Genomic DNA, 25,081 nt, shown 5'->3' with positions numbered 1-25,081 from the left:
GGTTGATGGTTTCGGTAAGTACGACCAGGTCAGTCTGGCAACTGGCGCAGTATTGCGCGAACCGGGCTGGCATCGGCCTCGGCCAGCGCCAGCGGCAAGGCGATCAGTTCATAATCGCCGGCTGGTACGTTGTCCAGTACAAGGTTTTCCAGGACACGCATGCCATGGCGCCGTATCGCCTGATGGCTGTCCAGGGTTTTGCTGGTGGCTGGGTCGATGCTTGGCGTGTCCAGCCCGATAAGTGTCACACCGCGTTGAGCCAGCAGTTCAATGGTGGCGGGCGCAAAAGCGGAAAAGTCGTTGGTCCAGGCATCGACGCTGGCATGCTTGCGCGTACGCACCAGAATACGCGGCGGCGCAGCCTCCAGGAAGGGCAGCAGGTGCGCTGGTTCGATCAACGGGCTGGCGCTGAGCGCGTGGATGATACGACATGGACCCAAGAAGGGTTCCAGAGACAGGGCGCCAACCGCAGCGCCATCACGGCTGTAGTGCAAGGGCGCGTCGGCATGCGCACCAACGTGCGGCGAGAGCGTGATCGCGCTGACATTGACGGGGCATTGCTCATCCAGCGTTGCCGTCCAGGTTTGCGAGTAGGCGGTATCGCCCGGAAAAACGGGCGATTTTGCTGAAACCTGCGGAGAAATGTCCCATAGTTGTCGCTGCATGACGTTAGCCTTTGCCGGGAATATGCGTGATGTGATCCCCGCTGTTCATGGTGCTTTATATTTTAAGCCTATAACAAAATGACTGTCTGCTTTTCAACATTGTCCCTGTTCGGCGAGCGAAACGGCGGTGGTGCCGGCCACGATAAGGTGATCAACCAAACGTATGTCCACCATCGCAAGTGCCTGTTTGAGATGGCGGGTGAGGCTGATGTCTGCTTCACTGGCCCTGGCGGTCCCAGACGGGTGGTTATGGGCAAGAATGACTGCCGCCGCATGATGCGCCAGGCCCGCCTTGACGATCTCGCGAGGATAGACTGGGGCCTGGGTCAGGGTGCCGCGCGCAACTTCTTCTGCAGCGATCAGCTGTAGTTGATTATCCAGGTACAACGCGATGCAGTGTTCGATAGTGAGGTGGCCGAGTCGGGCGACGCAGTATTGTTTTACTCGCTGCGGATGATCCAGCGTCCGGCCGACGGCCAGGGCCTCTTCCAGGGCGCGGCGGTTCAGCTCGCTGATGGCGAGGATCTCGCAGGTTTTCGCGATGCCCAGGCCTTGGATGGATAGCAGTGCCTGGGGAGAGGCATTGAGCAGGCCGCGCAGGCCACCGAACTGGCTGACCAGCTTTTGCCCGAGCGCAATTGCGTCGCATCCCGATGTGCCTGTGCGCAGGATAATGGCCAGCAGCTCTGCGTCTGTCAGTATCTGCGGGCCATGGGCCAGCAGCCGTTCGCGTGGCCGCTCCGGCTGGAAGTGGGTACCCGCGGCCTGGAATGGTGCTGTGGGAATGCTGCGCGGCCTTGGTCGGGACGCCGGCTTGCGGTCGTTTTTTTGGCTGGATTGCGGTGTCGGGATGTGAAGTGGCATAAGAGGCTCTAAAATAGAGGAGATTGCAATCTTCTACGGTGACAGATTTTGACGACCTCTTCCGATCCAGCGCAGGCAATTGTCCGCCCTGATTCCTATCTCACCCTGCACTACCGCATCCAACTGGTGTCGGGTCCGGCTGCTGGCGAGGTGTTCGCCGATACATTCGGCGGCAATCCCGCAACCCTGCAGATGGGGGCAGGCCAATGGGCGCCTGGGATGGAAGAAGCCTTGCTGGGTCAGCCGGAGGGCGCCCGGTTTTCCGTGGATCTGCCTGCCGCCCAGGCTTATGGCGAACGCAATCCCGACCTTGTGCAGCGCGTATCGCGCGCCGTGCTCGATGAGCATGCCGCGGCCGATTCGGGCTTTACGCCAGGCGACATGGTAGAGTTCACAGCGCCGAACGGCGGGCGCTACTCGGGTGTGCTCAAGCAGCTCGACGAGCAGTCCGCCCTGTTCGATTTCAATCACCCCCTGGCGGGGGCGGATCTTCGCATCGAAGTATCCTTGTTGGGAGTCATGTAATGCCGAATCGCATTGTGGATCCTGCGGCGCCGGAAGTCGTGCTGGCGCAGCCCAGAGGCTTTTGTGCTGGCGTGGATCGTGCCATCGACATTGTCGAGCGTGCTTTGGAACTCTTTGGCGCGCCTATCTATGTGCGCCACGAAATTGTCCATAACCGCTATGTTGTGCAGGATTTGCGTGACAAGGGCGCCATTTTCATCGACGAACTGGACGAAGCGCCCAAAGGGGCGATTGTTGTCTTCTCCGCCCATGGCGTTTCCCGCATTGTGCGCGAAGAAGCCGAGCGCATGGGCCTCAAGGTCTTTGATGCAACGTGTCCGCTGGTGACCAAGGTCCACATGGAAGTCTCGCGCATGCGAGCCGCGGGGCGCGAGATCATCATGATCGGCCATCGTGGGCACCCGGAGGTCGAGGGCACCTTGGGTCAATCTGAAGGCGGCATGTATCTGGTTGAAACGCCTGAAGATGTGGCAGCGTTGCAAGTCGCTGATCCCGAGAATCTGGCGTTCGTCACCCAGACGACGCTGTCCGTGGATGATGCAGGCATTGTGGCGCAAGCGCTGCGTGAGCGCTTTCCAAATATTGTCGAGCCCAAGAAGAGCGACATCTGCTATGCCACGCAGAATCGGCAGGATGCGGTCAAGATCATGGCCCCGGGCTGTGACCTGGTGCTGGTCGTGGGAAGCCCCAACAGTTCGAATTCAAACCGATTGCGCGAAGTGGCCGAACGCAAGGGTGCGCAGGCGCATCTGGTAGATAACGCAGACCAGATCGATCCTGCCTGGCTCCAGGGGGCACGACGAGTCGGCGTGACAGCGGGTGCCTCGGCGCCGGAGATCCTGGTCCAGCAAGTGATCGACCGCCTTAAGACGCTGGGTGCGGTATCAGTGCGTACCCTGGAGGGCACCCCCGAAGGGATAGCCTTCCCCCTGCCGCGTGAGTTGTCGCGAAAACTCAAGGAAACGACATGAAGCTGTATAGTTATTTTCGCAGCTCGGCTGCTTATCGCGTTCGTATTGCGCTCAACCTCAAAGGGCTGTCCTATGAAACGATTCCGGTGCATTTGCTCAAGGAAGGCGGGCAGCAGTTTTCGGATAGCTACCGTGCGGTGAATCCCTCGCAACTGGTTCCCACGCTGGTCGATAACGATGTAACGGTTGGGCAGTCCATTGCTATCCTGGAATACCTCGAAGAAACTCATCCTCAGCCGCCCTTGCTGCCTACGGACGCCGCAGGCAGGGCACGCGTGCGCGCCATTGCGCAGAATATTGCCTGTGACATTCATCCGCTGAACAATTTGCGGGTCCTCAAATACCTCAAGCATGAACTCGGGCAGGATGACGACGCTCGTAATGGCTGGTACAAGCACTGGATCGCTGTGGGCTTGGGTGCTGTCGAGGCACTGCTGGCCGATCACCCCGATACCGGACGTTTCTGCCATGGAGACCAACCCGGCTACGCCGACGCCTGCCTGGTTCCGCAACTGTTCAATGCGCGTCGCATGGGCTGCGACACCAGTGCTTTTCCGACCATCATGCGCATCGACGCGGCCTGCACCGAGCTGGATGCCTTTTGTGATGCGGCGCCTGGCAGCCAACCGGATAGCGAAGGATAGCGAAGACGCCAGCGAGTCAGCGCTTCGCGCCTGCCCATTTGCGGATGTGTGGAAAGCGGTCAAAGCCCCAGAACGGTTCATTGTCAATAATAATGAACGGCGAGCCGAATACGCCGCGCTCAATAGCTTGAGACACTTCGGACTTGAGTAAATTCTTGATGTGCTCGTCAGCCATGCCGGCTGCGACCGCGTCAGGATCGTGGCCGCACTCTTTGGCGATGCTCAGCACGGTGTGGTTATCGCTGATATCCCGCCCGTCAGCGAAATAGGCACGGTACAGATGGTGTATCAATTCGACCGCACGCTGTGGGTCATGCTGTTGCACATATAGCGTGGCACGCGCAGCGCCAACGGTGGCAATAGGGAATGTGTCCGGAAACTGATAAGGAATGTCGAACAGCGCTGCAGTGCGTTCGAAATCATGGCGCGCATACTTGCCCTTGAGCGGAATGTCGGTCAGCGGCGCGGAACCCATGGCCTTGAACATGGGACCGAGCAAAATAGGGTGCCAGTTTACGGTGCGGCCAATATCGCGTGCCAGCGCGTCGATTTGCGTGCTGGCGAAATACCCGTAAGGAGAAGAGAACTCAAAATAAAAGTCGAGCGCCTGTGACATAAGCTTTCCTGATTGTCGGGGTGAAGCCTGTATCGTAGAAAGGTTTTAGAGTTGGCGCAATTGGGCGATAATGAACTGTTATATCAATCGAATTGGGGAAGCAGTGAAGAAATCTACCGGGGCAATAGGCGTCATCGTTATCCTTGGAATCGCTTACGTCGGATCCACTTGGTACGTAGGAAAACGTACCCAAGAAGTCGTTCAGGATGCGGTCGAGCAGGCCAATGCGAGAGTGGTGGAGATGCTGGGCGACGAAGCTGCGCGCAGTGGCGCCCAGCTCGCAATCATTGACTACCAGCGCGGGCTGTTTTCCTCAAACGTGGTGTACAGCCTTAATGCCAAGGATGCCAAGGGCGAGCCTTTCGAAATTCGCTTGCAAGACCACGTCCAGCATGGCCCGTTTCCGTTGGGCGCGCTCAAGGCGGGCCGCCTTCAGCCCTTGCTCGCCCATAGCGATACCACGCTGGTCGCCACGCCCACGACTCAGGCTTGGGTAGATAGCCAGAATGGTGCGTCGCCGTTGACGGCCAGTACCGATATTGATTTCTCGGGCAACGGCCGCTCCATCTGGGCGTTCCAGCCGGCCACTTTCGAAGGCAAGGACAACATACGTTTCGATTTCAGCGGCGGCACATTGTCGATGGATTTCAGCAATGACTTCAAAGATAACAGCGCCAAGGGCCAGTTTGATTCGCTCATTGCCACCGACACCCCGTCGGGCGGGAGTGTACAGATCAAGGGGATTGAAGCCAGCGGCACCAGCCGTACCGATGCCCAGGACACCGTCACGTCCGAAAGCCAGGCAACGATCGCCTCTGTCCTGATAGACAGTGGCGAGGCGGAGCGTCAGGCTGATGAGTCGTTCACGCTCGAGAATGTAGTTGCTCATCTGAACAGCACTCAGGCCGGGCCCATGCTGGATGGCACGTTGCGCTACGATTTTGGCCGGGTCCTGGTTGGCAAGACAGACATGGGCAGTATCACGCTGGGTGGCAAGCTGAGCCAGCTGGATGTCAAGGCGCTGGTTGCCCTGGGCAACGAATACGATGCCATTGCCGCCGCACACGGTGCGGAGCAGGATGAAGACTTTCGCTTGACACAGGAAGATCAGGCGGCGCTTCAGGCCAAGGCGATGACGGTGCTGGCTTCCAGTCCCAAAATCGAGTTCGACCCGGTTGTCTGGAAGAACGCCAAGGGCGAGAGCCGTGCGAGCCTGCATCTGAACCTTGCCGCTCCTTCAGGCGACGGTGCGCAGTCCGCAGGGATGCTGGTGCCTGAATACATCAACAAGCTTGCGCTTTCCCTGAATGTGTCGCGCGCCATGCTCATAGAAATGTTCGGGCAGTTGCAACAGGATCAGGGCGAGCGCCAGCAGCTTGAACAGATGGGGGGCTTGCTGTACGACCAGTATGTATCGCGTCTGGGGCAGGCGGAGCTGGTCAAGGTGGATAGCGACCAAGCCAGCACGGATATTCTCTATGAAGACAATGGCGTGGTTGTCAACGGCAAGGCAATGTCAGTGCAGGATTTCATGATGAGAGCCATGACCCTGTTGATGTAGTCGCCGCATTATTTTCGCGCGCAACAGCACACAGGGCCGGCAAACACTGTTTGCCGGCCCTGTGTGCTTGAAACTCGTTTAACGCCCAGCGTAGCGGCCGCGCGGTTTTATTGAACCATTTGCTGCACGCGCTCCACCAGTTTGGGATCTTGCTGCAGCGCCTGGTTGATACCATTGAACTGGTCAACCGTCATGCCTTCCTTGTGTACGGCATCGACCATCTTGGCATCGGCCTCTTCAAACACTTGCTTTTTGCCCGCATCGTCTTTGGCTGCCTCAAGCTTGGGCGTGTATTCCTGCGAGATCATCGCCACTTTCTGCGACGCGTTCACGAACTGTTTCAGCTGGACGTCTGAGTAGTTGGCTGCGGGAGCGGCTGCCTGAGGTGCTGCTGCGGGTGCCGCAGACTGTTGGGCCATGGCGGCCCCGCTGACCAGACCGGCCGCGAGCAGGCAGCCCGAAATAACGTTGCTGATTCGTTTATGCATGCAATCTCCTTTCAACTGCGATGTAGGAAGTCTCATGATGACAACCCTGGTGAGGATTACAAGTGCATTGCGTTGTGAGACATGTCGAGGGGAAACCCTGGGTAACTGAGCAGGCCGATTTTTGCCCCTCAGTCAGAATTCGGCATGAATATTACGTTTGGATAAGAAGCCCCCTTCTTTTACCCAGGGTTGTGCACAGGTAATGTGGACAACTTGTCCGCAGTGTCAGGCGAGCTGGTTACATAAACTGGTTTCATAAATGGGACAATCTTTCCCATTTATACTAGCTTATCCTTGTAAATGAGGCTATTTATAATTCTGTTCATCTACTATATATCTGGCCGTCGGATGCCGGGCCACGGCAAAGCGCCGTGAGCGCCGTATGCCGCGGCTTTCAGGAGAGAAACGATGACAGCAGCCCCTCTTCGTACGCTACAGGCCGAGCTCGTCGAGCATCCGCGCAGCGTAGAACGCCAGGTGAGCGGGATGGCAACGTCCGATGGCGCCGGCGTACAGCTCACGCGTGTACTGACCAACGACCTGCAGTTGCGTCTTGATCCTTATCTGATGCTGGATAATTTCGCCAGCGATAATCCGGACGACTACATTGCGGGGTTTCCGGATCATCCCCATCGCGGATTCGAGACGGTGACTTACATGATTGACGGTCGCATGCGTCACCGCGACAGTGCAGGGCATGAGGGCTTGCTGCAAAATGGCGGCGTGCAGTGGATGACGGCTGGCCGAGGCTTAGTTCACTCCGAATTGCCCGAGCAGGAGCACGGACGTATGGAGGGGTTCCAGCTCTGGCTCAATTTGCCTGCGCGCGACAAGATGACAGCTCCGGGCTACCGCGACATTCAAAGCGAAGAGATTCCCGAGGTTCAACCAGGCGAAGGTATACGGATACGGGTGATTGCCGGCAGCAGCCATGGCGTGGCTGGCGCGGTACAGCGTCCAGTGACAGAGCCGCTGTATCTTGATGTGGCATTCGATGCAGCGGGGTCGCTTGCGCAGTCGGTGCCTCAGGGGTTCAACGGGTTTGTTTTTGTCTATCGCGGGCAGGTGTCGATAGGCGACGAGCTTGTCGAGTCCGGCCGGATGGCTATCCTGGCCAACGATGGCGATGGAGTTGTCTTGACGGCAGGTGGGCTCGCGCGCGCGTTGCTGATTGCAGGCAAGCCATTGCGCGAGCCCATTGCCCAGCACGGCCCCTTTGTCATGAATACCCGTCAGGAGCTGTTGCAGGCTTTCGAGGATTACCAGGCCGGGAAGTTTCACGCTCAGGCCTGAGGGGGATGCGCGTCGAAGAAGGCTCTCCAGCTCATCCAGGATGGCCTCCGTCTCTGAAATGTGGCATGGTTACGCAGTGTCCGGAATGCGGCGCTTGAACTAGACAGAGGTTAATCATGGCCACAGATCATGCCTTCATACGCGCGGTAGACCAGCGCAGTGTCAGTGCGCGTGCCGCGGGCGCCCTGCATTCCAGCAGGGCGAACTCGATTCAGCTTTTGGATCGCGGCTTGCGCTTTACGCTGCGGTGGGTGCCCTCCGGATCAGAAAAAGATGCCAAATCCGCTGTCTTGCCGGGCGGGCCTCGAGACCCCAACTTCAATCCTTTTCTCTCGCCCGATCCCATGCTGACAGTCGGCACGCTGGGCGACGATCACAATGTGGTGCTCAACAAGTTTCCGGTGTGTGATCGTCATCTGGTGTTGGCCCGTAAACAATTTGAGGAGCAGCGCACACCGTTGGCGTTGACGGATTTTGTAGCCCTGGCCCGCATCATGGCAGAAGCAGGCGGACTGGGGTTCTACAATGGCGGCGAAGCCGCGGGCGCGAGCCAGCGGCATAAGCATGTTCAATGGACACCCGGTGAACCAGGCAATCCAGGGCTGGCCTATCTGGTTGATGCGCTTCCTGTCGACCAGCCAGATCAATACGACTGTCGGCATCCTGGCTTGCCATTCCGGCACCTGTTCGTACGTGCCCACTGCGGGCGCAATACAGATCCGGATTCGGCGGCGGCAAGCATGTTCAATGCCTTTCTGCGCGCTTGCGAGGTTCTGGAGCTCAAGCCCGACAGCGAAGGCTTGCTGCCTCCCTGCAATATGCTGGCGCAGGATGGTTGGCTACTGATGGTGCCGCGCCAGCGCGAGCGCGTATGCGATGTGTCAGTCAACTCGTTGTCGTATGGGGGCGCGTTGTACATTACTCATCCGGACAAACTCGACGCGGTGCGCAGCAAGGGTCCGCTGGCGGTTCTGGCGGAAGCCGGGTTTCCCTCTGAATCCTGATGGCAAAAAAATGGAGCGGTAAGCGTGAAAGATGATTCTTTACAGGCCAGGCAGATGGAAATTCCTGTCTTTGACGAGCAAGGCCGCCCGTTGACCACAGGCGATGCGCCGTCGGCGCCAGCCGCCCAGAATGCCTTTCAGGGTAATCTGGTCAGCCACGTGGCGTCATTGCCGCCAGCGTGGCAAGATGCCTTTGCCGACAGTCCCGTTCGCGCTGCCCTGGAGGGGCTGGATGCCGTTCTCGACAAACGGCTTGCCCAGGGCGTACAGATATTTCCGTTGCGTCCCTTGCGGGCCCTGGTCGAAACCGCGCCCCAGGACGTGCAGGTCGTGATCATCGGGCAGGATCCCTACCATGGCCCCAACCAGGCACAGGGGCTCGCGTTTTCAGTACCAGACGCCTGCCGTACACCGCCCAGCCTGCGCAATATGTTCAGCGAACTGGCCCAGGAGTATCCGGACGAATTTCAGCCTCAGCGCAATAGTCTTGTACGCTGGGCACGCCAAGGCGTACTTTTGCTCAATACCAGCTTGACAGTCGAGGCGCATCAGGCAGGCTCGCATGCCAAACGGGGCTGGGAAACCATTACTGACGCCATTCTCCAGCATGTGTTGCGCCAGCCTCGCCCCAAGGTCTTGCTGCTGTGGGGGGCGCATGCGCAATCCAAGCAGGCCTTGCTTGATACCCGGCCGCCGGAGGGCCCGGTACATGTGTTGTGTGCCAATCATCCGTCGCCTTTGTCAGCTACCCGCCCGCCACGGCCATTCATGGGCTGCGGTCATTTTCGTGCCGCGAACGCCTGGCTGCAGTCGCAGGGAGAGCGCGGTATAGACTGGCTCAACAACCAGGCGATGACGGCATCCTCAACCTGAGTAGCCGCCTGCGCGCCCCCGATGCACTCGCTCCTTGATCAGATCTTCCTCCAGCATCAAGCCGGCTCGCCGGATAATGCGATCCAGCATCGTACCGAAAGCATGTAGTTCCTGACTGCTCAGGTCCTGAAATATCAAGTCGTTCAGGTCGGCAACAATAGGCATTATCTCTTCGTACAGTTGCATGCCCGCGCTGCTTGCGGACACCTGAACTGTTCTTGCATCGGGTTGGCCGCGCGTGCGTTCGAGCAATTTTTTCTGGCAAAGCGTACTGATGGCTCGCGACGTTCGGGCCGCATCCAGTGCGGCGGCATGGGCCAGATCGGTGGACGTCAGCGCGCCATGTTGGGCAACGATGGCAAGAATGCGCCATTCGCGTCGGGTGATATTGAAACGGCCCTCGCACAGGCGCGTAAAAATGGGATTGCCGGCAGACCACGCCCTGTACAGACGAAACATCATCATGTCGTGCAACGTAGGCGAATGGCTTGCCTTGGGGTCCCGATGCGGGGCAGAAAATGACATGATGGCGCTGGCTCCGTGTTGGGGAATACCCTTGTATTGAGAATGATTGATTAGATCAAGTATTGGTACGCTTGCTAATCTGCCCCCAAACGTAAAACAGATCAAGTCCGAGGAGATGGAATATGTTCCAGACTGCCATGAAAAAAGTCGTATTGTCCTGTGCTTTGTGTGTATTGCCAGTCGTGGGGTGGGCGCAGGCCGAATCACCGAGGTTGACTGAACCATTGACGGTGGTTGTCGGTTACGCGCCGGGCGGTGCGTCGGATCGGGCGGCACGTATTGTTGCCGAGGGGCTGGAGAAACAACTGGGCGTACCCGTTGTCGTCGAAAACAAGACCGGGGCTGGCGGCCGCATTGCGGCTCAGTATGTGAAGGCGGCAGATTCGAAAAAGAATGTGCTGATTCTGGGCAATCCCGCGGTCATGGTCGTTGCGCCGCTTGTTTATAAAAACCTCGATTACGATCCGATCAAGGATTTCCAGCCAGTGTCTATGGTGACTGAGTACGGATTCGGCGTGGCGGTCTCGGCCGACAGCGACATCAAGGACATCGAGGATCTGGTGGCCTGGGCTAAAGCGAACCCGGACAAGTTCAATGTAGCCGTACCCGCTACCGGCAGCCTGCCGCATTTCTTTGGCTTGATGCTGGCAGATGCCATAGGCACCAAGGCGGAGATCGTTGGCTATCGTGGCTCCGCCCCGGTGCTGACCGACTTGATTGGCGGCGTCATACCAGTGGCCATTGATACGCTGGATGTCCTTACGCGGCAGCACGCCGGACAGCGCATTCGGATACTGGCTACGTCGGGCAAGGACAGAGAAGTGGATCTGCCGGATGTACCAACATTCGACGAGTCGGGTATAGATCTGGAGGCCTCGGGGTGGAATGCGTTTTTTGCCTCGGCAGCCATGCCGGCCGAAAAGATACAGATGCTGGGCGAGGCAATCAAGACGGTGACGGCCGATCCAAAAGTTCAGGAAACCTTGTTGCAGAATACGCTTATTCCGGTATCCGCCGATGCGAATGAAACGGCAACGCTGATTGCTGATTTTCGCAAGCAATGGGAGCCCGTAGTCCGTGATTCCGGATTTGTCGTGACACAGTGAATGGCTGAAAGAGAAGAGCACAAAATATCATGAGCGAGCGCCGCAACGTCCTTTTCATTATGGCTGACCAACTGCGTGCCGATCATTTGGCCTGCTATGGACACCCTCATATCCGTACGCCCAATATTGATGCGTTGGCGCGGCGGGGCGTGCGGTTTGACCGGGCCTTCGTGAACTCGGGCGTGTGCGGGCCTTCCCGCATGAGTTACTACACCGGCCGTTATCCCTCCACGCATGGCGCGACCTGGAATCGCGTGCCGCTGTCGGTCGGCGAAGTCACCATGGGCGAATACTTGCGCAGCCATGGACGCAAGCTGGTGCTGGCGGGTAAAACCCATGTCATGCCCGATCATGCCGGGTTGCAGCGCCTGGCGCTGGATGGCGGCAGCGAGCTTGGGCGTTTGCTGAGCAGCGGCGGCTTTGAGGAAATCGATCGATACGACGGCCATCATGAGCCGGGGGACGAGAGCGGGTATCCTGGTTACCTGCGAAAGCACGGTTATGTATCGGATGATCCATGGACAGACTTTGTGATTTCGGCGCGCGGGCCCGATGGTAAGCCAGTGAGCGGATGGCACATGCGCAACGCATGTTATCCCTCGTTGGTGGATGAGCAACATTCCGAAACCGCGTACATGACCAATCAGGCGCTCGGTTTCATGCAGCGCATGGGCGACGAGCCCTGGGTGATGCACTTGAGCTATGTCAAGCCGCACTGGCCGTACATTGCGCCGGCGCCCTACCATGAGATGTATAGCCCCGAGCAATGCCTGCCCGTGATTCGCAATGAGGCCGAACGAAACAATGCACATCCTGTATTGGCCGCCTATCGGCAACAGGAAGAAAGCATCAGTTTTTCCAGCGATGCGTGCGTACGCACCGTTCGTCCCGCATATCAGGGTTTGATCACGCAACTGGATGATCATCTTGGCCGTCTGTTCGATTACATGGAGCGTAGCGGCTTGATGGCCAATACGTTGATCATTTTCACCGCTGACCATGGTGATTTTCTGGGTGATCACTGGCTGGGCGAAAAAGAGCTGTTCTACGATACCGTGCAGCGCGTGCCCTTGATCGTGATGGATCCGTCGGCCGAGGCCGACGAGTCACGCGGCGCCGTCAATGCGCAGTTGGTGGAGTCGGTCGACATTCTGCCCACTCTGCTCGAATGGTTGGGGCTGCCGCTGGCCACCCATCGTCTCGAAGGTCGCAGCCTGCTGCCCTTGTTGAACGGGCAAGCCATACCTTGGCGAGATTGTGTTTTCTCAGAGCTGGACTACAGCTATCGCCTTGCGCGCCTGGACACGGGCAAAACCCCGCAGAACGCGCGCGCCTGGTCGGTGCGCACCGAGCGCTGGCGTTATGTGTACTGGCTGGATGAGCCCGAGCAGCTCTATGATTTGCAGGCAGATCCGGACCAGTTTCAGGATTTGGGCCGCGACCCTGAATATGGCGAGGTGCGCGCCGCGTGCCGGGCCCGCCTGCTCGACTGGTTTACACGTCTGAAACGCCGCAGTACGGTGACAGACGAGGCGGTCGAGAAAGGCACCAACGCCTACAAGAAGGCAGGGGTGTACTTCGGGCAGTGGTAAGTCTGGCCCCGGATATACTGTACTGTGCCCGCGGGGGTGGCATCATCCCCGAGAAGGCGCGACAGGCGGGGCTTGATGAAAATACTGCACACATCTGATTGGCATATAGGCCGTACGCTGTACGGGCGCAAACGCTACGAAGAATTCGACGCATTTCTTCGCTGGCTTGCTGACACCATCGAACAAGAGAAGGTCGATGCGCTGCTGGTCGCCGGTGATATCTTCGATACCAGCACGCCCAGCAATCGCGCGCAAGCACTCTACTACCAGTTTCTCTGCCGGGTCGCGCAGTCCTGTTGCAGACATGTGGTCGTGATCGCGGGTAACCACGATTCGCCATCTTTTCTGGATGCGCCGCGGGAACTGCTCAAGTCGATGAATGTGCACGTGGTGGGCAGCGCATCAGACTGCCCTGACGACGAGGTGATCGTGCTGCGGGACCCGCAAGGCGAGCCCGAACTGATTGTGTGCGCCGTGCCTTATCTGCGAGATCGCGACATTCGAACAGCTGAAGCGGGCGAAAGCGTCGAAGACAAAGAGCGCAAGCTGCTGGAAGGCATACGCAGGCACTACGCGCAAGTGGCTGCACAGGCGGAGGCTAAGCGGCAGCGCCTGGACCGCCGCTTGCCCGTGGTAGGCATGGGCCATCTTTTTACCGCGGGCGGGAAAACACTGGAGGGCGATGGCGTGCGCGAACTGTATGTTGGTTCACTGGCGCATGTTGCGGCAAACATGTTTCCCGATAGCTTTGATTATCTTGCGCTAGGGCATCTGCATGTGCCGCAGAAAGTGGGTGGGTCAGACACCATACGTTATTGCGGATCGCCGCTGGCCATGGGTTTTGGCGAGGCCGCGCAGGCCAAAAGCGTGTGTTTGGTCAGCTTGAGCGCAGACAGTGCCGCTGGCGCTGGTCACGATATCGCCGGATCGGATGACAGGCAGGTCATCTCGCCTTCCGGGCATGTTGAATCGAGGCATGGCCGGCCTGCCGTCGAGGTTGCACTACTGGATGTTCCTGTATTCCAGCCGCTGGCGCGAATAAAAGGGGACTGGGCTGACATCGCTGCTGCCTTGCAGGTATTGGGAGCGGAACAGTCTATGGCCTGGGTCGAGATCGTCTACGAAGGCGCGGACCTCGCTACAGACCTGCGCAAGCAGCTGGATACAGCCGTAGCGGGCACTCAGATAGAGATATTGCGGGTGCGTAATAACCGCGTCATGGAACGTGTTCTGGAATCCCTGCATGAAGATGAAACGCTCGATGACCTGGCGCCCGATGAAGTTTTTGAACGATGCCTGGCCGCCCACAAGGTACCGCTGGCACAGCAACTCGCGCTGAGAGACAGTTATCGTGAAGTCGTGATATCAGTGCTTGAAGAAGACACGCGAGCGGAGTAGGCGGCAGACAGATGCGTATACTGCAAGTACGATTCAAGAACCTGAATTCACTGGTCGGTGAATGGGAGATTGACTTCACTCACCCTGATTACGTGTCGGGCGGTATCTTTGCCATCACTGGCCCCACAGGTGCGGGCAAGTCGACAATCCTCGATGCGATTTGCCTGGCGCTGCACGGGCGCACGCCGCGCTTGAGCAAAGTCACGCAGAGCGACAATGAAATCATGTCGCGCCAGACCTCCGAGTGTTTTGCGGAAGTGACGTTTGAAACGACACTGGGGCGCTATCGCTGTCACTGGAGCCAGCATCGCGCGCGCAAGCGGGCTGATGGGGCATTGCAACAGCCACGGCACGAAATCGCCGACGCAGATTCCGGGCAGATTGTCGAAAACAAAATCAGGGCAGTAGCCGGTGTAATAGAAAAGACGACCGGCATGGATTTCGATCGGTTTACCCGCTCCATGCTGCTTGCTCAGGGCGGGTTCGCTGCTTTTCTGCAGGCGTCGCCTGATGAGCGCGCACCCATTCTTGAGCAAATCACGGGTACAGAGATCTACAGCCTGATCTCCATGCGCGTACATGAACGGCGGGCCGAAGCGCAGCGCAAACAAGAGGTGCTGTTGGCGGAGCTGGCCGGCATGCAGCTTCTTGATGCCGGACAGGAAGCCGCGTTACAGGCCAGCCTGCAAGAGAAGTCGGGCCACCATGCCACGCTTCAGACGGAGATCGAAAAGCAGACCGGGGCTGTGGACTGGCTGAATAATATCGAAAAGATCGAGCAGACACTGGCGAGCATCGATCAACAGCAGCAGGCCGTGAAAATGCGCATGGCAAGCTTCGCGCCAGCGAGGGACAAGCTTGCCCGCGCGCTCAGTGCCCTGGAACTCGAGGCGGATCATTCGAGATTGGCGCTATTGCGCCAGGAACAGGAAGCGGACAGGCGTAGCCTGGAAGAGGGTGGCAGGCGTATGCCGGCTTTGAAGCAGGCCTGCGATGAGACGGCAACGAGGCTGATGGCCGCCGCACAGGCCGTGGACTTGCGGCGTGCGGAGTATGACAGTGCCCAGCCCTTGTTGCGTCAGGTGCGTGAGCTCGATCTGCTTATACGCGAGAAAACGCAGCCGCTGGCGACGGCTGATAAGGTGATTGCGGTGGAATCCGAAAGCCTGTCGGCGCTCATGCGGAAGCAGGGCGATGATACGACAGCGCTGTCAGGCAAGAAGCGGTCTCTGGATGCGGAACGCGCCTGGCAGGAAGCAAATCAGGTAGATGAAGCGCTGGTGACACAGCTTGCCGGCATAGAAGGACAGTTGAGTGCATTGCAGGCTATCCAACAGCAATGCAAGGCAAAGCAGGATCAACTGAAGGTCGCCTCGGCGCACGCATCGGCCTGCGAACAGACCTATAGGCGGCAGCAGCAACGGTATCAGCAATGCGAGTCCGATTTCGCCCGGCACCAACGATTGTTGCAGGAGGCACAGCAGGCTCAGCACACTGTTTTGCAAGGTGTCGATCTGGTGACACTGCGCAAGCGGCTGGCCGAATTTCAACAGCGTACCGATATCCTCGACAAGGCAGGCGCTGCGCTGCGCCACCTCGATGAAATATCGACTGGACTGGTTCAATGCGATGCACAGATACGCCTGCTGAATGAGGCCATCCAGCAGGCGTCCGGCGAAGCCGAAGCCGCACACGCCAATCAACAGCAGCTTGAGAACGAAGAGCGACTCTTGCAGACCCAACTGGATTTGTTGTTGCGTATCGCATCGCTGGAAGATGCCCGACAGCACTTGCACGATGGCGAGCCGTGTCCTTTATGTGGCGCGCGTGAGCATCCGTACGCCGATAGAATCGCACCATTGCCTGATGAGACCCGTCAACAACTCGCCCAGACCCGCGAGGCGCTCCGGGCGGCACGCGCCGCACTTACCGCAGCAACAATACGTTTGACCGAGCTACGCAAAGACATGCAGCAGGCGCGCGCCAAACATCAGGCCGATACAGCGCGTATTACGCATGAAACAGCCGAGCTGAAACGCTGGCAAGACGCGTGGCGGGCGCTTGAGCACGATAAAGACGCTTCGGCCGATGGAATTACGATGGATGGGCTCGCTCAGTTGCTTGAAGATGCCAAGAACGCCGCCGCGGCGGTACAGAAACAAGTACACGAAGCGGAGCGTCTTGAGCAGGGCATGGCGGGCCTGCGCACTGCTGCCGAACAGGCGCGCGAGACATTGGCAAAGGCGGGCAGCGAGCGACAGGAAGCCAGGTTTCAGCAAGAGAGCGCCGCGCAACAACGCGATCGCCTGCAACAGGACGCTGCGAGTATCGATGCGCAGAGAGAGGACATGCTTGAGGCGCTGCGTACGGTGCTGGGTCCGTTTGGCTGGGCGAGGCTGGCGCAGGATGAGCTGGCTGATGTGCAGGGCAAGCTGGCAGATCGACGATCCACATGGTTGGCGAGACAGCAACTTCGTTTATTGCTTGAGCGGGATATCGCCTTGCTTGACGCTCGCATTCAGCAGCAGGCCCATCAAATCCAGCGCCTTGAGCAAGAACAGGCTACACGTCGTACACAGCGCGCCGAGTTGGCGCAACAGCGTGATGCGCTGGTGCAGTCTCGCCAGACGCTGTTTGGTGAGCAACGCCCAGAAAGCGAAGAAGGCCGCCTGGCAGAAGCATTGCGCCTCGCTGTGCAGCGCCATGAGCAGGCACGCACTGCTCACGAAGCCGGCGAACGTACGATGCACGCTTTTCAGGCCAAACTACAGGAGCTTGAATCGACGCTTGCAGCGAGGTCATCGCGCATTGCCCTGGAAACGCCGGCATTTCTCTTGCGCCTGACGTCGTCTGGCTTTCAGGACGAAGCGCAATTCAACGCTGCCCGCCTTCCAGAAGCAGAGCGCCGCAGCCTGGAGCAACAGGCCGGCCGGTTGGACAGCGAACATGCCGCGCTTGCTACAAGGGCGCAAGACAGCCAGACACTTCTTGTGCAAGTGCGACAGCTGCAGCTGACCGACAGACCCCGGGATGAACTGCTGGGCAAGGCCGAACAGCTGCGTGCTGCGCAGCAAGCGTTAACGCTGGAAATCGCGGGTTTGCACAACCGGCTCGAAGACAACCGCAGGCTGCGGCAAACTCAGCAGGAGCGCATCGGGACTCTTGAGGCGCAGCAGCGCGAATGTGCGCGCTGGAATCAGTTGCACGAACTCATCGGCTCTGCGGACGGCAAGAAGTTTCGCAATTTCGCCCAAGGTCTGACCTTCGAAATGATGGTGGCCCATGCAAACAGACAATTGCAGGAAATGACCGATCGCTACCTGCTTGTGCGCGATGAGACACATCCACTGGATCTCAATGTGATGGACAACTACCAGGCGGGCGAAGTTCGTTCCACCATCAATCTGTCCGGCGGTGAGAGCTTTATCGTCAGTCTGGCGCTTGCGCTGGGTCTGTCTCATATGGCCAGCCGAAACGTGCGTGTCGATTCGCTATTCCTGGATGAAGGCTTTGGTACGCTGGATGAAGATGCGCTGGATACAGCATTGACAACGCTTTCCAGTCTGCAACAGGCGGGCAAGCTGATCGGCGTGATTTCTCACGTTGCCGCGCTCAAGGAGCGTATCGGGACACAGATACAGGTCAGCCCGCAAAATGGCGGGCGCAGCGCAATTTCGGGCCCGGGCTGCCGGCGGGTAGCTGCTTGAGTCTCTTCAAAGGTTAGCTTACCGTGCTCGACTGGGTCGTGCGTGAGAATTACCCGCCCATCGGCAGCGGTGCTGTGTCATGGCCGCTACCGTTGCGTGCAGACTAGGTCGAGTCGTAGGGAGCGATCAGCGCTTTAATGTCTCGAACCTTGGAGTAATCGGCAATGTATCTGCGGCCATTGGCCGAGGCCAGCGTGATAAACCCGACAAAGAATTGAGCGCAATTTTCTGCTTTGTAGATTTGCAGATCACATTCGTTCGCGGCATTGAGCATGGCCATGATAGCGTCGGCATCTGTGCTGTGTGCAAGCGCGTCCCTCCTGCCATCGAACAGTGTAACGTTGTAGCCCGTAGCCAAGGCTGATACCACCAACTTGCGTGCATCGATAGACGCACCAGTAAAGTAATGTGGTGAGTAGCTATCCATTCCTTCCCCGCTTGTCATTTGGTAGGCCAAGCCTATTGCCCGGGCAACTGTTCAGGCATAACTTTTGTATGGCGCCTCAGCTTAGCCGTATTTATCTGAATCTTATATGCTTATTACATAAAGTTATTGACGTATGTCAACCCTTTCTTGTTTTTATTAAGTTCCTTGTATGCGGCAACCGCGTCGGAAATCACCAGGGCATGGGATCCGGCTGTGCTTTCAGATGTTGAGCTTGACCAAGCTTTAAAGTTTAATTGTCAACTAATATCAAGTTTGCAACTAATTATTCTCATGACCCTCTAATATCCGACCACATGCATACACACAGAGGCAGGTCGCGATGTACGGTTTTTTTATTGGATTGGCGGTTGGCTTCGGGCTGGCGGAAGTAGCATGCCAGTATTTGGCCAACTACAGCATAATCCATGGAATATGGAATTCGCTCACGCGGCAGAGATAAGGCAGGCGGTGGTTTCTACAAGAGTCTGTTATAAAAAGGGGTGTAGCAAACTCTGTAGGTATAGGAAATATGTCCGTTCAAATGTTGGGCCGATGCGCCTCATTGCTGTTTCTTGTCGCAGCCATTTCCGCGTGCTCGTCGGCTGGAGGAGGGAGTTCGAATCGCAGTATCCAGTGCCAGATGAGCCCCAGCAGTTGCATGCATGAGGGATCGTATGAGCCGGGAGAGGAAGAGTTCGCAGAGCAGGAAGCGAAGGACCTGAACCGGGCCGCATCCAAAAAGTTGCGCCGTTCTGGCTGGTGGTGATTCAGAAATAGTGCTGGTGCCGATGAAAGGAGTCGAACCCTCGACCTTCTCATTACGAATGCGAAGCTTGAAGTTGTGCCTCCAAAAGGAACGCTACCAAAGAACTTTCTCTAACTCGTGTATTGAAAGGGGTGGGCTTTACCACTGAAAAAAATATGACCAGAAACGAGACGAGGACGACGAGCAAGGCCTCGAGGTGATGATGATAGCCGAATATTCAGGGTGCGTGGTGACGCCGTTGCAGCGTGCGTGGACTCAAGCCGATGACGTCGCAGGCTCGGGCCTGATGCGCTCCGTAACCAGTTTCTGACACTATGGTACGGCACGTTGAGCTCTGCATTCCGTTGGCGCTTACCCTGCTACCGCTTCGGAAGACTCATGATCTACTTGGATAGGCTTGAATGAAAGCTGCAAGCCCAGTACATGGGCAACCTTTACAACTGTTGAAAGGCTAGGATTCCCCTCTCCCGAAAGCGCCTTGTCCAGCCCTTGACGACTCATGCCCACGTCGCGGGCAAGCTGGCTAAGGTTGCGGGCACGGGCCACGTCGCCTAGTGCCGCCGCAATGAGTGCTGGTTCGCCTTCTTCCACCACAGCGTCAAGATAGGCGGCTATGTCTTCCTCGGTCGTGAGGTAGTCAACCGTGTCATATCGACTGAATTTAATGTCCATCGTTGTTACTCCTTCCATTGCGCTGCAATGGTCTTGGCCAGGGCTATGTCTTTGCTCTGGCTTCCCTTATCGCCACCACATAGCAGCACCACCACTACGGGGCCGCGCTGCATGTAGTACACGCGGTATCCGGGGCCATAGTCGATTCGTATTTCAGATATCCCTTCGCCCACTGGCTTCACATCGCCAGGGTTCCCCAAGCTTAATCTACGGATGCGGGTTTCTATCTTTGCGCGAGCCCTGCGGTCGCGTAAGTCGATCAACCAGCGGTCAAACAGGTTGGTCTTGATCAGCTCAATCATGTGTCAACTATAGTTGCTATTTGGTTGTATGTCAACTATAGTTGCTATATTGTTCTTCGTTGCCACGTTATGACGACCAGTTCTTGCCAAGGGCTGGCTAGCGTGTGCTTATGCGGTTGGAACGGAGTAGAGCCACCGTGTCTAGTGAATGCGGATCCCCCCGATAATGAGGTAGAGTCCTTAATAACGCAAAACAACGCATTACACCTTACAGTGTGATGCGTTGTTTTGATTGGATATTCTGGTGCCGATGAAAGGAGTCGAACCCTCGACCTTCTCATTACGAATGAGCTGCTCTACCAACTGAGCTACATCGGCCTTGATGAACCCGCATTGCATTGGGTCTTTGATCAAGGCCGCTATTATACATATTTTTGACGGCAGACAGCGCTAGCCGGCCGGCTCCTCAATATTGGCCTTTTCGATGACGTCATGCCATTTCTGGATTTCGGCGCTGATCGTCTTGCCGGCTTGCTCGGGGTTCTCATAGCCGACAACAACGCCTTGCGCTAAGAGTGAATCCTGTATGGACTTGTCCTGCAGGCTATTTTCCACCGCTTCCGCCAGTACATTGATGCGCTCCGGCGGGGTGCCTGCCGGCGCGAGGACGCCGAACATCGAACTCACTTCGAAATTGTCCAGGCCCGCTTCCTTGGCGGTGGGCACATCGGGCAGGGTAGGCGCGCGGGCGGCCGACGTCACGGCCAGTGCGTTGAGCGCGCCAGATTTAATGAATGACTGCGCGGCGGGCACGGTTTCTATCATGCTGTTGACCTGTCCGCCCACTAGATCGGTCATGGCTGGCCCGCTGCCTCGATAAGGCACCGAAATGAAATCCACATCCGCCGTGATGCCGAACAGAGCGCTGGCCATTTGCTGAGGAGAGCCATTGCCTGCCGAGGCCATGGAATACTTGCCAGGGCTCTTCTTGGCGGCGGCGATCAGGGCCGAAAGCGAATCGGCCTGAACGGATGGATGCGTGACAAAAACCAGCGGCACTCTGCCCACGATCGCGACCGGTGAGAAATCCTTGTTCAAATCATACGTGGCATTCTTTGCATAAAGATTCTGGTAGATCGAGTGACTGGTCAGCGCGCCCAGCAAAATGGTGTAGCCATCCGGTTTTGACTTGGCTACATCGGCCGCGCCAATACTGCCCGATGCGCCGCTCTTGTTTTCGACAACAACCGTTGTATTCAGCCGCTCGGCAAGCGCCTGGCCAACGACTCGGCCTATGACGTCCGTGGCGCCGCCTGGAGGATAGGGCACCAGCAGCTTGATGGGTTGTTCAGGGTACTGCGCCTGGGCAATCGGCCCCACAAGGGCGGCGCCGGTGAGCAGGCACGTAAAGGCAATTCTGCAGGACAGCGCGGTTTTGCTTAATAGCATGAGTTTGGTCTCCTTGGGTGTTGTACGTTGGCATCGGGCAAGGCGCTGGTGTGGGATTGAGGTGCTTGCTAACGCCGGATCAATGATTAATAATATTATTAATAATCTAAAAGGCAATGTATCAAAATGGCGTCCAAAACACAACGGCCACCCGGCAGCGAGGCCATGAACGGGCTTGGCAAAGGCCTGACCAATTACGGCGATACGGATTTCTCGCTGTTTCTGCGCAAGGCTTTTATCAAAGGCGCCGGCTATACAGACGACGCCCTGAACCGGCCGGTCATCGGTATTGTGAATACCGGCAGTGCCTACAATCCATGTCACGGCAATGCGCCGCAGTTGATCGAGGCCGTCAAGCGCGGCGTATTGATGGCTGGCGGTTTGCCTATGGACTTTCCAACCATATCCATACACGAAAGCTTTTCGCACCCCACCAGCATGTACTTGCGCAACTTGATGTCCATGGACACCGAAGAGATGGTGCGGGCACAGCCCATGGATGGTGTGGTGCTGATCGGCGGCTGCGACAAAACCGTGCCGGCTCAATTGATGGGCGCCGCGTCGGCGGGTGTTCCGGCAATCCAGTTGGTGACGGGTTCTATGCTCACCGGGTCTCACCGCGGTGTTCGTGTCGGCGCCTGTACGGATTGCAGGCGGTATTGGGGCGATTATCGCGCCAGCCAAATCGATGATCAGGAAATTAGCGACGTCAACAATCAACTGGTGGCCAGCGTAGGCACTTGTTCGGTCATGGGAACGGCCAGCACCATGGCATGCCTCACCGAGGCATTGGGCATGATGGTATTCGGGGGCGCGACGCCGCCCGCCGTGACGGCTGATCGCGCGCGCGTTGCAGAGCAAACAGGTGCAACCGCGGTGCAGATGGCACGCACAGGCCTCACGCCCGACCGCATCATGACCGAAAAGGCATTCGAGAATGCCTTGCGTGTACTGCTTGCCATCGGCGGCTCGACCAATGGCATTATTCATCTCACGGCCATTGCCGGCCGCTTGGGATTCAAGGTCGATCTGGCGCGCGTGGATGCCTTCAGCCGCCAAACACCCGTCTTGATCGATCTGAAGCCATCAGGTCAACATTACATGGAAGATTTTCACAAGGCAGGCGGTATGCCGACGCTATTGCGCGAATTGCGGCCATTGTTGCACTTGGACGCGCTGACGGTCTCTGGCCGCTCACTGGGTGACGAACTCGACGGTAAGCACGTCAGCTTCCCACAGCAGGTCATTCGACCCTTGAGCGCGCCTTTATATCCGCAAGGTGGAATCGCCGTACTCCAGGGGAATCTGGCGCCGGATTTTGCCATTATCAAGCAGTCTGCAGCGCATCCCGACTTGATGGAGCACGAAGGCAGGGCGGTCGTTTTCGAGAGCGCCGAAGACATGGCGCGGCGTCTGGACAGTGACGACCTGGATGTCCAGGCAGAGGATGTGTTGGTGCTCAAGAACATTGGTCCCACCGGGGCGCCAGGCATGCCCGAAGCCGGCTATATCCCCATTCCCAAGAAGTTGGCGCGGCAAGGCGTGAAAGACATGGTTCGGATTTCCGATGGTCGCATGAGCGGCACTGCGGCGGGCACGATTGTGTTGCACATTGCCCCCGAGGCCGCCATCGGCGGCCCGTTGGCGGTGGTGCGCACAGGCGATCGGATCAAATTGAGTGTCAGGGAGCGCCGTCTGCAAGTGATGCTGTCGGATGATGAAATCCAGCGCAGAAAAGCTGAGCTTGACATCGTGCGGCCAACGGCAGAACGCGGCTATCAAAAACTGTATCTGGATTCTGTGACACAAGCCGGCGAGGGTGTGGATTTTGATTTTCTGATGCCGCAAGCCCGCAATGGCACCATCCCTGAAAAATCTGACATCAAGCCATGACTGCATCTGCAACCTTATCTGTCGATGCCGCGCTTTCACTGGTGGTCAGTGAAATCGAAGAGGATATTGTTCTGGGATTTCTGCATCCCAGGGAGAGGCTGGTCGAAGACGACTTGATGAGGCGTTTCAAGGTAAAACGGCACGTCATCCGCGCGGCATTGAACGAGCTTGTGAAACTGGGCATCGTAGAGCGTCGCAAGAATATCGGCGCAGTGGTGCGGTCGTATGATTATGCGGAGCTCGAGGATCTCTACGATATGCGGGATCTGCTGGAAGGCGAAGCCGCCCGCCGCATGGCTTGCCCCGCCGCACCGGAAGATGTTGCGCGCCTCAGGGCGCTGCAGGCTGCGCATGATCAGGCCGTGATAGACAATAACCCGCGTCTGATTTTCAAGACCAATATGGCCTTTCATGCAGCGTTGTTCGACCTGTGTCCGAACAGGGTGATGGTGGCGGCGATTCGGTATCATTTCACCCAGACCCATGCCGTTCGTTCCGCGTCTGCGCGTTCCGCCGCTGCGCAGGCGCGTTCGCGTCACGAACATCGCGCCATTATCGATGCGCTCGAGCAAGGGCGCCGCGAAGCACTCGTCACACTATGTCGCGAGCACATCCGACCGGCGCGAGACGAATATCTGGCCATCAATCAGCATCATTTCAAGCGCGACCTGCCTGACCGCAAAACCGCCTCCTGAACGCGTTGCCGCCAGCCGCCATCAGTTTCTCAATCGTTTATCTTCTGAATTCATCTTTCTTATGACACAACACACTATTCTGGGCGCACCATCCACTTGCCATGCCGTTATCGTGGGGGGAGGGACCATGGGCGCGGACGTGGCCGTGGTACTGCTGCGCGCGCATTGCCATGTATATGTTCTTGAAACACGGATCGAGGCACATGAGGCGATACGTGAAAAGATTGCCGGAAACCTCGAGATGCTGGGTAAGGGCGGCAACATCAGCTTGCTGCAAGTGGTTCAGGCCGCAGACGATATAGACTGGCGCGACATCGATTTGATGATCGAATGTATCCCTGAGCAATTGGCGCTCAAGCGTGAGCTGTTCGCTGCGCTCGCTGACAAGGCGCCTGCGCATGCGCTGCTGGCCAGCAACAGTTCCAGCTTTCCGATCAGCCAGATCGCCGAAGGCCTGCCTACGCGAAACCGCATGATAGGCCTGCATTTCTTCATGCCGGCGCATATTGTGCCGCTGGTTGAGGTGGTGCTGGGGCCGGATACTGATCCGGCTCGGGCGCAGGGGCTGGCGGATTTCATGCGTCGCTGCGGCTCGGTGCCCATTGTCGTGCGCAAGGATGTGCCCGGGTTTGTCGGCAATCGTCTTCAGCATGCCTTGGCGCGGGAGGCGTTTTCCATGATAGAGCAGGGCATTGTGACGCCAGAAGACATCGATAACGCCGTGCGTTTTGGTTTTGGCTTCCGTTATCTGGCGGCGGGCCCAGTCATGCAGAAGGAGCATGCCGGGCTGGACGTTCACGCAGCAGCTGCGGCAACCATTTATCCGTCATTGTCCAACATTGCCGAGCCGCCTCCTGTGTTGGCAGACAAACCTCGACTAGGCACAATCGGCATGAAGTCCGGTCAGGGATTTTACGCCTGGACACCCGCCACGATTGCGGCAGAACGTAGACGCTATGACGAGGCGTTGCGTGCCGGCCTGAAGATTCTTGCGTCAGACCTGCCACCCATCGAGCCCTGATCTGGCGGTTCGCCGTAACTGGCAGCGTTCGCATCTAGTACTATGGAGTTTTGCGACTTCAGGCCTATCACACCGTTTGGGAGC

The 25,081-nt window shown here is 57.8% G+C and carries 23 protein-coding genes and 1 tRNA gene; 14 read left to right on the top strand and 10 right to left on the bottom strand.

Features of this window, described 5'->3' with window-relative positions:
- Nucleotides 1-29: 29 nt before the first annotated feature.
- Together kynB and radC are read right to left on the bottom strand one after the other, a co-directional pair.
- Entirely contained in the window at nucleotides 30-665 is a 636-nt protein-coding gene (gene kynB / locus ERE07_RS00735) for an arylformamidase (protein WP_130006971.1), read from the bottom strand.
- Nucleotides 666-758: 93 nt separating this feature from the next.
- Entirely contained in the window at nucleotides 759-1,529 is a 771-nt protein-coding gene (radC, locus tag ERE07_RS00730; RefSeq protein WP_130006970.1) for a RadC family protein, read from the bottom strand.
- Nucleotides 1,530-1,577: 48 nt separating this feature from the next.
- On the opposite strand from radC, the gene ERE07_RS00725 reads away from it, so the two are divergent.
- From ERE07_RS00725 to maiA, 3 genes are read left to right on the top strand one after another with little or no spacing between them, the layout of a single operon-like run.
- Complete coding sequence (locus ERE07_RS00725; protein WP_130006969.1) at nucleotides 1,578-2,054, top strand: FKBP-type peptidyl-prolyl cis-trans isomerase; 477 nt, start codon at nucleotides 1,578-1,580, stop codon at nucleotides 2,052-2,054.
- Nucleotides 2,054-3,025, top strand: a complete 972-nt coding sequence (ispH, locus tag ERE07_RS00720) for a 4-hydroxy-3-methylbut-2-enyl diphosphate reductase (RefSeq protein ID WP_130006968.1) — start codon at nucleotides 2,054-2,056, stop codon at nucleotides 3,023-3,025. The genes ERE07_RS00725 and ispH overlap by 1 nt, the downstream gene beginning before the upstream one ends.
- Nucleotides 3,022-3,669 (top strand): maleylacetoacetate isomerase, encoded by a 648-nt coding sequence (maiA, locus tag ERE07_RS00715; RefSeq protein WP_130006967.1) that lies wholly within the window; start codon nucleotides 3,022-3,024, stop codon nucleotides 3,667-3,669. The genes ispH and maiA overlap by 4 nt, the downstream gene beginning before the upstream one ends.
- Nucleotides 3,670-3,685: 16 nt before the next feature.
- On the opposite strand, the gene ERE07_RS00710 is transcribed toward maiA, so the two are convergent.
- Complete coding sequence (locus tag ERE07_RS00710; RefSeq protein WP_130006966.1) at nucleotides 3,686-4,285, bottom strand: 2-hydroxychromene-2-carboxylate isomerase; 600 nt, start codon at nucleotides 4,283-4,285, stop codon at nucleotides 3,686-3,688.
- Nucleotides 4,286-4,388: 103 nt separating this feature from the next.
- On the opposite strand from ERE07_RS00710, the gene ERE07_RS00705 reads away from it, so the two are divergent.
- Nucleotides 4,389-5,846, top strand: a complete 1,458-nt coding sequence (locus tag ERE07_RS00705) for a YdgA family protein (RefSeq protein ID WP_167670690.1) — start codon at nucleotides 4,389-4,391, stop codon at nucleotides 5,844-5,846.
- Between the two features lie 107 nt (nucleotides 5,847-5,953).
- On the opposite strand, the gene ERE07_RS00700 is transcribed toward ERE07_RS00705, so the two are convergent.
- On the bottom strand, nucleotides 5,954-6,334 hold the full coding sequence (locus ERE07_RS00700; protein ID WP_130006964.1) for a DUF4168 domain-containing protein: 381 nt from the start codon (nucleotides 6,332-6,334) through the stop codon (nucleotides 5,954-5,956).
- Between the two features lie 408 nt (nucleotides 6,335-6,742).
- On the opposite strand from ERE07_RS00700, the gene ERE07_RS00695 reads away from it, so the two are divergent.
- From ERE07_RS00695 to ERE07_RS00685, 3 genes are all read left to right on the top strand, one after another.
- Nucleotides 6,743-7,627: a pirin family protein gene (locus tag ERE07_RS00695; RefSeq protein ID WP_130006963.1), complete on the top strand. Its 885-nt coding sequence runs from the start codon at nucleotides 6,743-6,745 to the stop codon at nucleotides 7,625-7,627.
- A 116-nt stretch (nucleotides 7,628-7,743) separates the two neighbouring features.
- Nucleotides 7,744-8,631: an ATP adenylyltransferase family protein gene (locus tag ERE07_RS00690; protein WP_130006962.1), complete on the top strand. Its 888-nt coding sequence runs from the start codon at nucleotides 7,744-7,746 to the stop codon at nucleotides 8,629-8,631.
- Between the two features lie 54 nt (nucleotides 8,632-8,685).
- On the top strand, nucleotides 8,686-9,504 hold the full coding sequence (locus ERE07_RS00685; protein ID WP_130007655.1) for a uracil-DNA glycosylase: 819 nt from the start codon (nucleotides 8,686-8,688) through the stop codon (nucleotides 9,502-9,504).
- Here ERE07_RS00685 and ERE07_RS00680 read toward each other — a convergent pair.
- Nucleotides 9,496-10,029 (bottom strand): MarR family winged helix-turn-helix transcriptional regulator, encoded by a 534-nt coding sequence (locus ERE07_RS00680; protein WP_130006961.1) that lies wholly within the window; start codon nucleotides 10,027-10,029, stop codon nucleotides 9,496-9,498. The two genes, ERE07_RS00685 and ERE07_RS00680, sit on opposite strands and share 9 nt — an antisense overlap.
- Before the next feature lie 137 nt (nucleotides 10,030-10,166).
- On the opposite strand from ERE07_RS00680, the gene ERE07_RS00675 reads away from it, so the two are divergent.
- The 4 genes from ERE07_RS00675 (at nucleotide 10,167) to ERE07_RS00660 (ending at nucleotide 17,832) form a co-directional block, all read left to right on the top strand.
- Complete coding sequence (locus tag ERE07_RS00675) at nucleotides 10,167-11,135, top strand: tripartite tricarboxylate transporter substrate-binding protein (RefSeq protein ID WP_130007654.1); 969 nt, start codon at nucleotides 10,167-10,169, stop codon at nucleotides 11,133-11,135.
- 29 nt (nucleotides 11,136-11,164) lie between these two features.
- Nucleotides 11,165-12,727 (top strand): sulfatase-like hydrolase/transferase, encoded by a 1,563-nt coding sequence (locus tag ERE07_RS00670; protein WP_130006960.1) that lies wholly within the window; start codon nucleotides 11,165-11,167, stop codon nucleotides 12,725-12,727.
- Nucleotides 12,728-12,802: 75 nt separating this feature from the next.
- Nucleotides 12,803-14,125, top strand: coding sequence for an exonuclease SbcCD subunit D C-terminal domain-containing protein (locus ERE07_RS00665; protein WP_130006959.1), 1,323 nt, complete (start codon nucleotides 12,803-12,805; stop codon nucleotides 14,123-14,125).
- 11 nt (nucleotides 14,126-14,136) lie between these two features.
- Nucleotides 14,137-17,832 carry an AAA family ATPase gene (locus ERE07_RS00660; protein ID WP_130006958.1) on the top strand — a complete coding sequence of 1,232 codons (3,696 nt, stop codon included), beginning with the start codon at nucleotides 14,137-14,139 and terminating at the stop codon, nucleotides 17,830-17,832.
- 103 nt (nucleotides 17,833-17,935) lie between these two features.
- Here ERE07_RS00660 and ERE07_RS00655 read toward each other — a convergent pair whose 3' ends face one another.
- The 5 genes from ERE07_RS00655 to ERE07_RS00630 form a co-directional block, all read right to left on the bottom strand.
- A complete protein-coding gene (locus tag ERE07_RS00655) occupies nucleotides 17,936-18,259 on the bottom strand; it encodes a hypothetical protein (RefSeq protein ID WP_130006957.1) in 324 nt (107 codons plus the stop codon).
- A gap of 1,117 nt (nucleotides 18,260-19,376) precedes the next feature.
- Nucleotides 19,377-19,697, bottom strand: a complete 321-nt coding sequence (locus ERE07_RS00645) for an addiction module antidote protein (protein WP_130006955.1) — start codon at nucleotides 19,695-19,697, stop codon at nucleotides 19,377-19,379.
- Nucleotides 19,698-19,702: 5 nt separating this feature from the next.
- Nucleotides 19,703-19,999, bottom strand: coding sequence for a type II toxin-antitoxin system RelE/ParE family toxin (locus tag ERE07_RS00640; protein WP_130006954.1), 297 nt, complete (start codon nucleotides 19,997-19,999; stop codon nucleotides 19,703-19,705).
- A 242-nt stretch (nucleotides 20,000-20,241) separates the two neighbouring features.
- Nucleotides 20,242-20,317, bottom strand: a tRNA-Thr gene (locus tag ERE07_RS00635).
- Nucleotides 20,318-20,389: 72 nt separating this feature from the next.
- Entirely contained in the window at nucleotides 20,390-21,388 is a 999-nt protein-coding gene (locus tag ERE07_RS00630; RefSeq protein WP_130006953.1) for a Bug family tripartite tricarboxylate transporter substrate binding protein, read from the bottom strand.
- A gap of 126 nt (nucleotides 21,389-21,514) precedes the next feature.
- On the opposite strand from ERE07_RS00630, the gene ERE07_RS00625 reads away from it, so the two are divergent.
- The 3 genes from ERE07_RS00625 (at nucleotide 21,515) to ERE07_RS00615 (ending at nucleotide 24,997) form a co-directional block, all read left to right on the top strand.
- Nucleotides 21,515-23,281, top strand: a complete 1,767-nt coding sequence (locus ERE07_RS00625; RefSeq protein ID WP_167670689.1) for an IlvD/Edd family dehydratase — start codon at nucleotides 21,515-21,517, stop codon at nucleotides 23,279-23,281.
- Nucleotides 23,278-23,976, top strand: a complete 699-nt coding sequence (locus ERE07_RS00620) for a GntR family transcriptional regulator (protein WP_130006952.1) — start codon at nucleotides 23,278-23,280, stop codon at nucleotides 23,974-23,976. Before ERE07_RS00625 ends, ERE07_RS00620 begins: the two co-directional genes overlap by 4 nt.
- 61 nt (nucleotides 23,977-24,037) lie before the next feature.
- Nucleotides 24,038-24,997 carry a 3-hydroxyacyl-CoA dehydrogenase family protein gene (locus tag ERE07_RS00615; RefSeq protein ID WP_130006951.1) on the top strand — a complete coding sequence of 320 codons (960 nt, stop codon included), beginning with the start codon at nucleotides 24,038-24,040 and terminating at the stop codon, nucleotides 24,995-24,997.
- Nucleotides 24,998-25,081 lie beyond the last annotated feature (84 nt).

The organism is Allopusillimonas ginsengisoli, assembly GCF_004153455.1.
Classification (GTDB): domain Bacteria; phylum Pseudomonadota; class Gammaproteobacteria; order Burkholderiales; family Burkholderiaceae_B; genus Allopusillimonas; species Allopusillimonas ginsengisoli.
The sequence above is the reverse complement of the archived record's forward strand: the minus strand, read 5'-3'. Positions and strand labels throughout refer to the sequence as shown.

What these genes read in the sequence shown, in the direction of transcription:
- ERE07_RS00710 (WP_130006966.1), bottom strand. Translation starts at nt 4,285, where the DNA reads ATGTCACAGGCGCTCGACTTTTATTTTGAGTTCTCTTCTCCTTACGGG.
- ERE07_RS00700 (WP_130006964.1), bottom strand. Translation starts at nt 6,334, where the DNA reads ATGCATAAACGAATCAGCAACGTTATTTCGGGCTGCCTGCTCGCGGCC.
- ERE07_RS00665 (WP_130006959.1), top strand. Translation starts at nt 12,803, where the DNA reads ATGAAAATACTGCACACATCTGATTGGCATATAGGCCGTACGCTGTAC.
- ERE07_RS00615 (WP_130006951.1), top strand. Translation starts at nt 24,038, where the DNA reads ATGACACAACACACTATTCTGGGCGCACCATCCACTTGCCATGCCGTT.
- ERE07_RS00680 (WP_130006961.1), bottom strand. Translation starts at nt 10,029, where the DNA reads ATGTCATTTTCTGCCCCGCATCGGGACCCCAAGGCAAGCCATTCGCCT.
- ERE07_RS00685 (WP_130007655.1), top strand. Translation starts at nt 8,686, where the DNA reads ATGGAAATTCCTGTCTTTGACGAGCAAGGCCGCCCGTTGACCACAGGC.
- ERE07_RS00625 (WP_167670689.1), top strand. Translation starts at nt 21,515, where the DNA reads ATGGCGTCCAAAACACAACGGCCACCCGGCAGCGAGGCCATGAACGGG.
- ERE07_RS00620 (WP_130006952.1), top strand. Translation starts at nt 23,278, where the DNA reads ATGACTGCATCTGCAACCTTATCTGTCGATGCCGCGCTTTCACTGGTG.
- radC (WP_130006970.1), bottom strand. Translation starts at nt 1,529, where the DNA reads ATGCCACTTCACATCCCGACACCGCAATCCAGCCAAAAAAACGACCGC.
- ERE07_RS00640 (WP_130006954.1), bottom strand. Translation starts at nt 19,999, where the DNA reads ATGATTGAGCTGATCAAGACCAACCTGTTTGACCGCTGGTTGATCGAC.
- ERE07_RS00670 (WP_130006960.1), top strand. Translation starts at nt 11,165, where the DNA reads ATGAGCGAGCGCCGCAACGTCCTTTTCATTATGGCTGACCAACTGCGT.
- ERE07_RS00645 (WP_130006955.1), bottom strand. Translation starts at nt 19,697, where the DNA reads ATGGACATTAAATTCAGTCGATATGACACGGTTGACTACCTCACGACC.
- ERE07_RS00660 (WP_130006958.1), top strand. Translation starts at nt 14,137, where the DNA reads ATGCGTATACTGCAAGTACGATTCAAGAACCTGAATTCACTGGTCGGT.
- ERE07_RS00690 (WP_130006962.1), top strand. Translation starts at nt 7,744, where the DNA reads ATGGCCACAGATCATGCCTTCATACGCGCGGTAGACCAGCGCAGTGTC.
- ERE07_RS00695 (WP_130006963.1), top strand. Translation starts at nt 6,743, where the DNA reads ATGACAGCAGCCCCTCTTCGTACGCTACAGGCCGAGCTCGTCGAGCAT.
- ERE07_RS00630 (WP_130006953.1), bottom strand. Translation starts at nt 21,388, where the DNA reads ATGCTATTAAGCAAAACCGCGCTGTCCTGCAGAATTGCCTTTACGTGC.
- ERE07_RS00655 (WP_130006957.1), bottom strand. Translation starts at nt 18,259, where the DNA reads ATGGATAGCTACTCACCACATTACTTTACTGGTGCGTCTATCGATGCA.
- kynB (WP_130006971.1), bottom strand. Translation starts at nt 665, where the DNA reads ATGCAGCGACAACTATGGGACATTTCTCCGCAGGTTTCAGCAAAATCG.
- ispH (WP_130006968.1), top strand. Translation starts at nt 2,054, where the DNA reads ATGCCGAATCGCATTGTGGATCCTGCGGCGCCGGAAGTCGTGCTGGCG.
- maiA (WP_130006967.1), top strand. Translation starts at nt 3,022, where the DNA reads ATGAAGCTGTATAGTTATTTTCGCAGCTCGGCTGCTTATCGCGTTCGT.
- ERE07_RS00675 (WP_130007654.1), top strand. Translation starts at nt 10,167, where the DNA reads ATGAAAAAAGTCGTATTGTCCTGTGCTTTGTGTGTATTGCCAGTCGTG.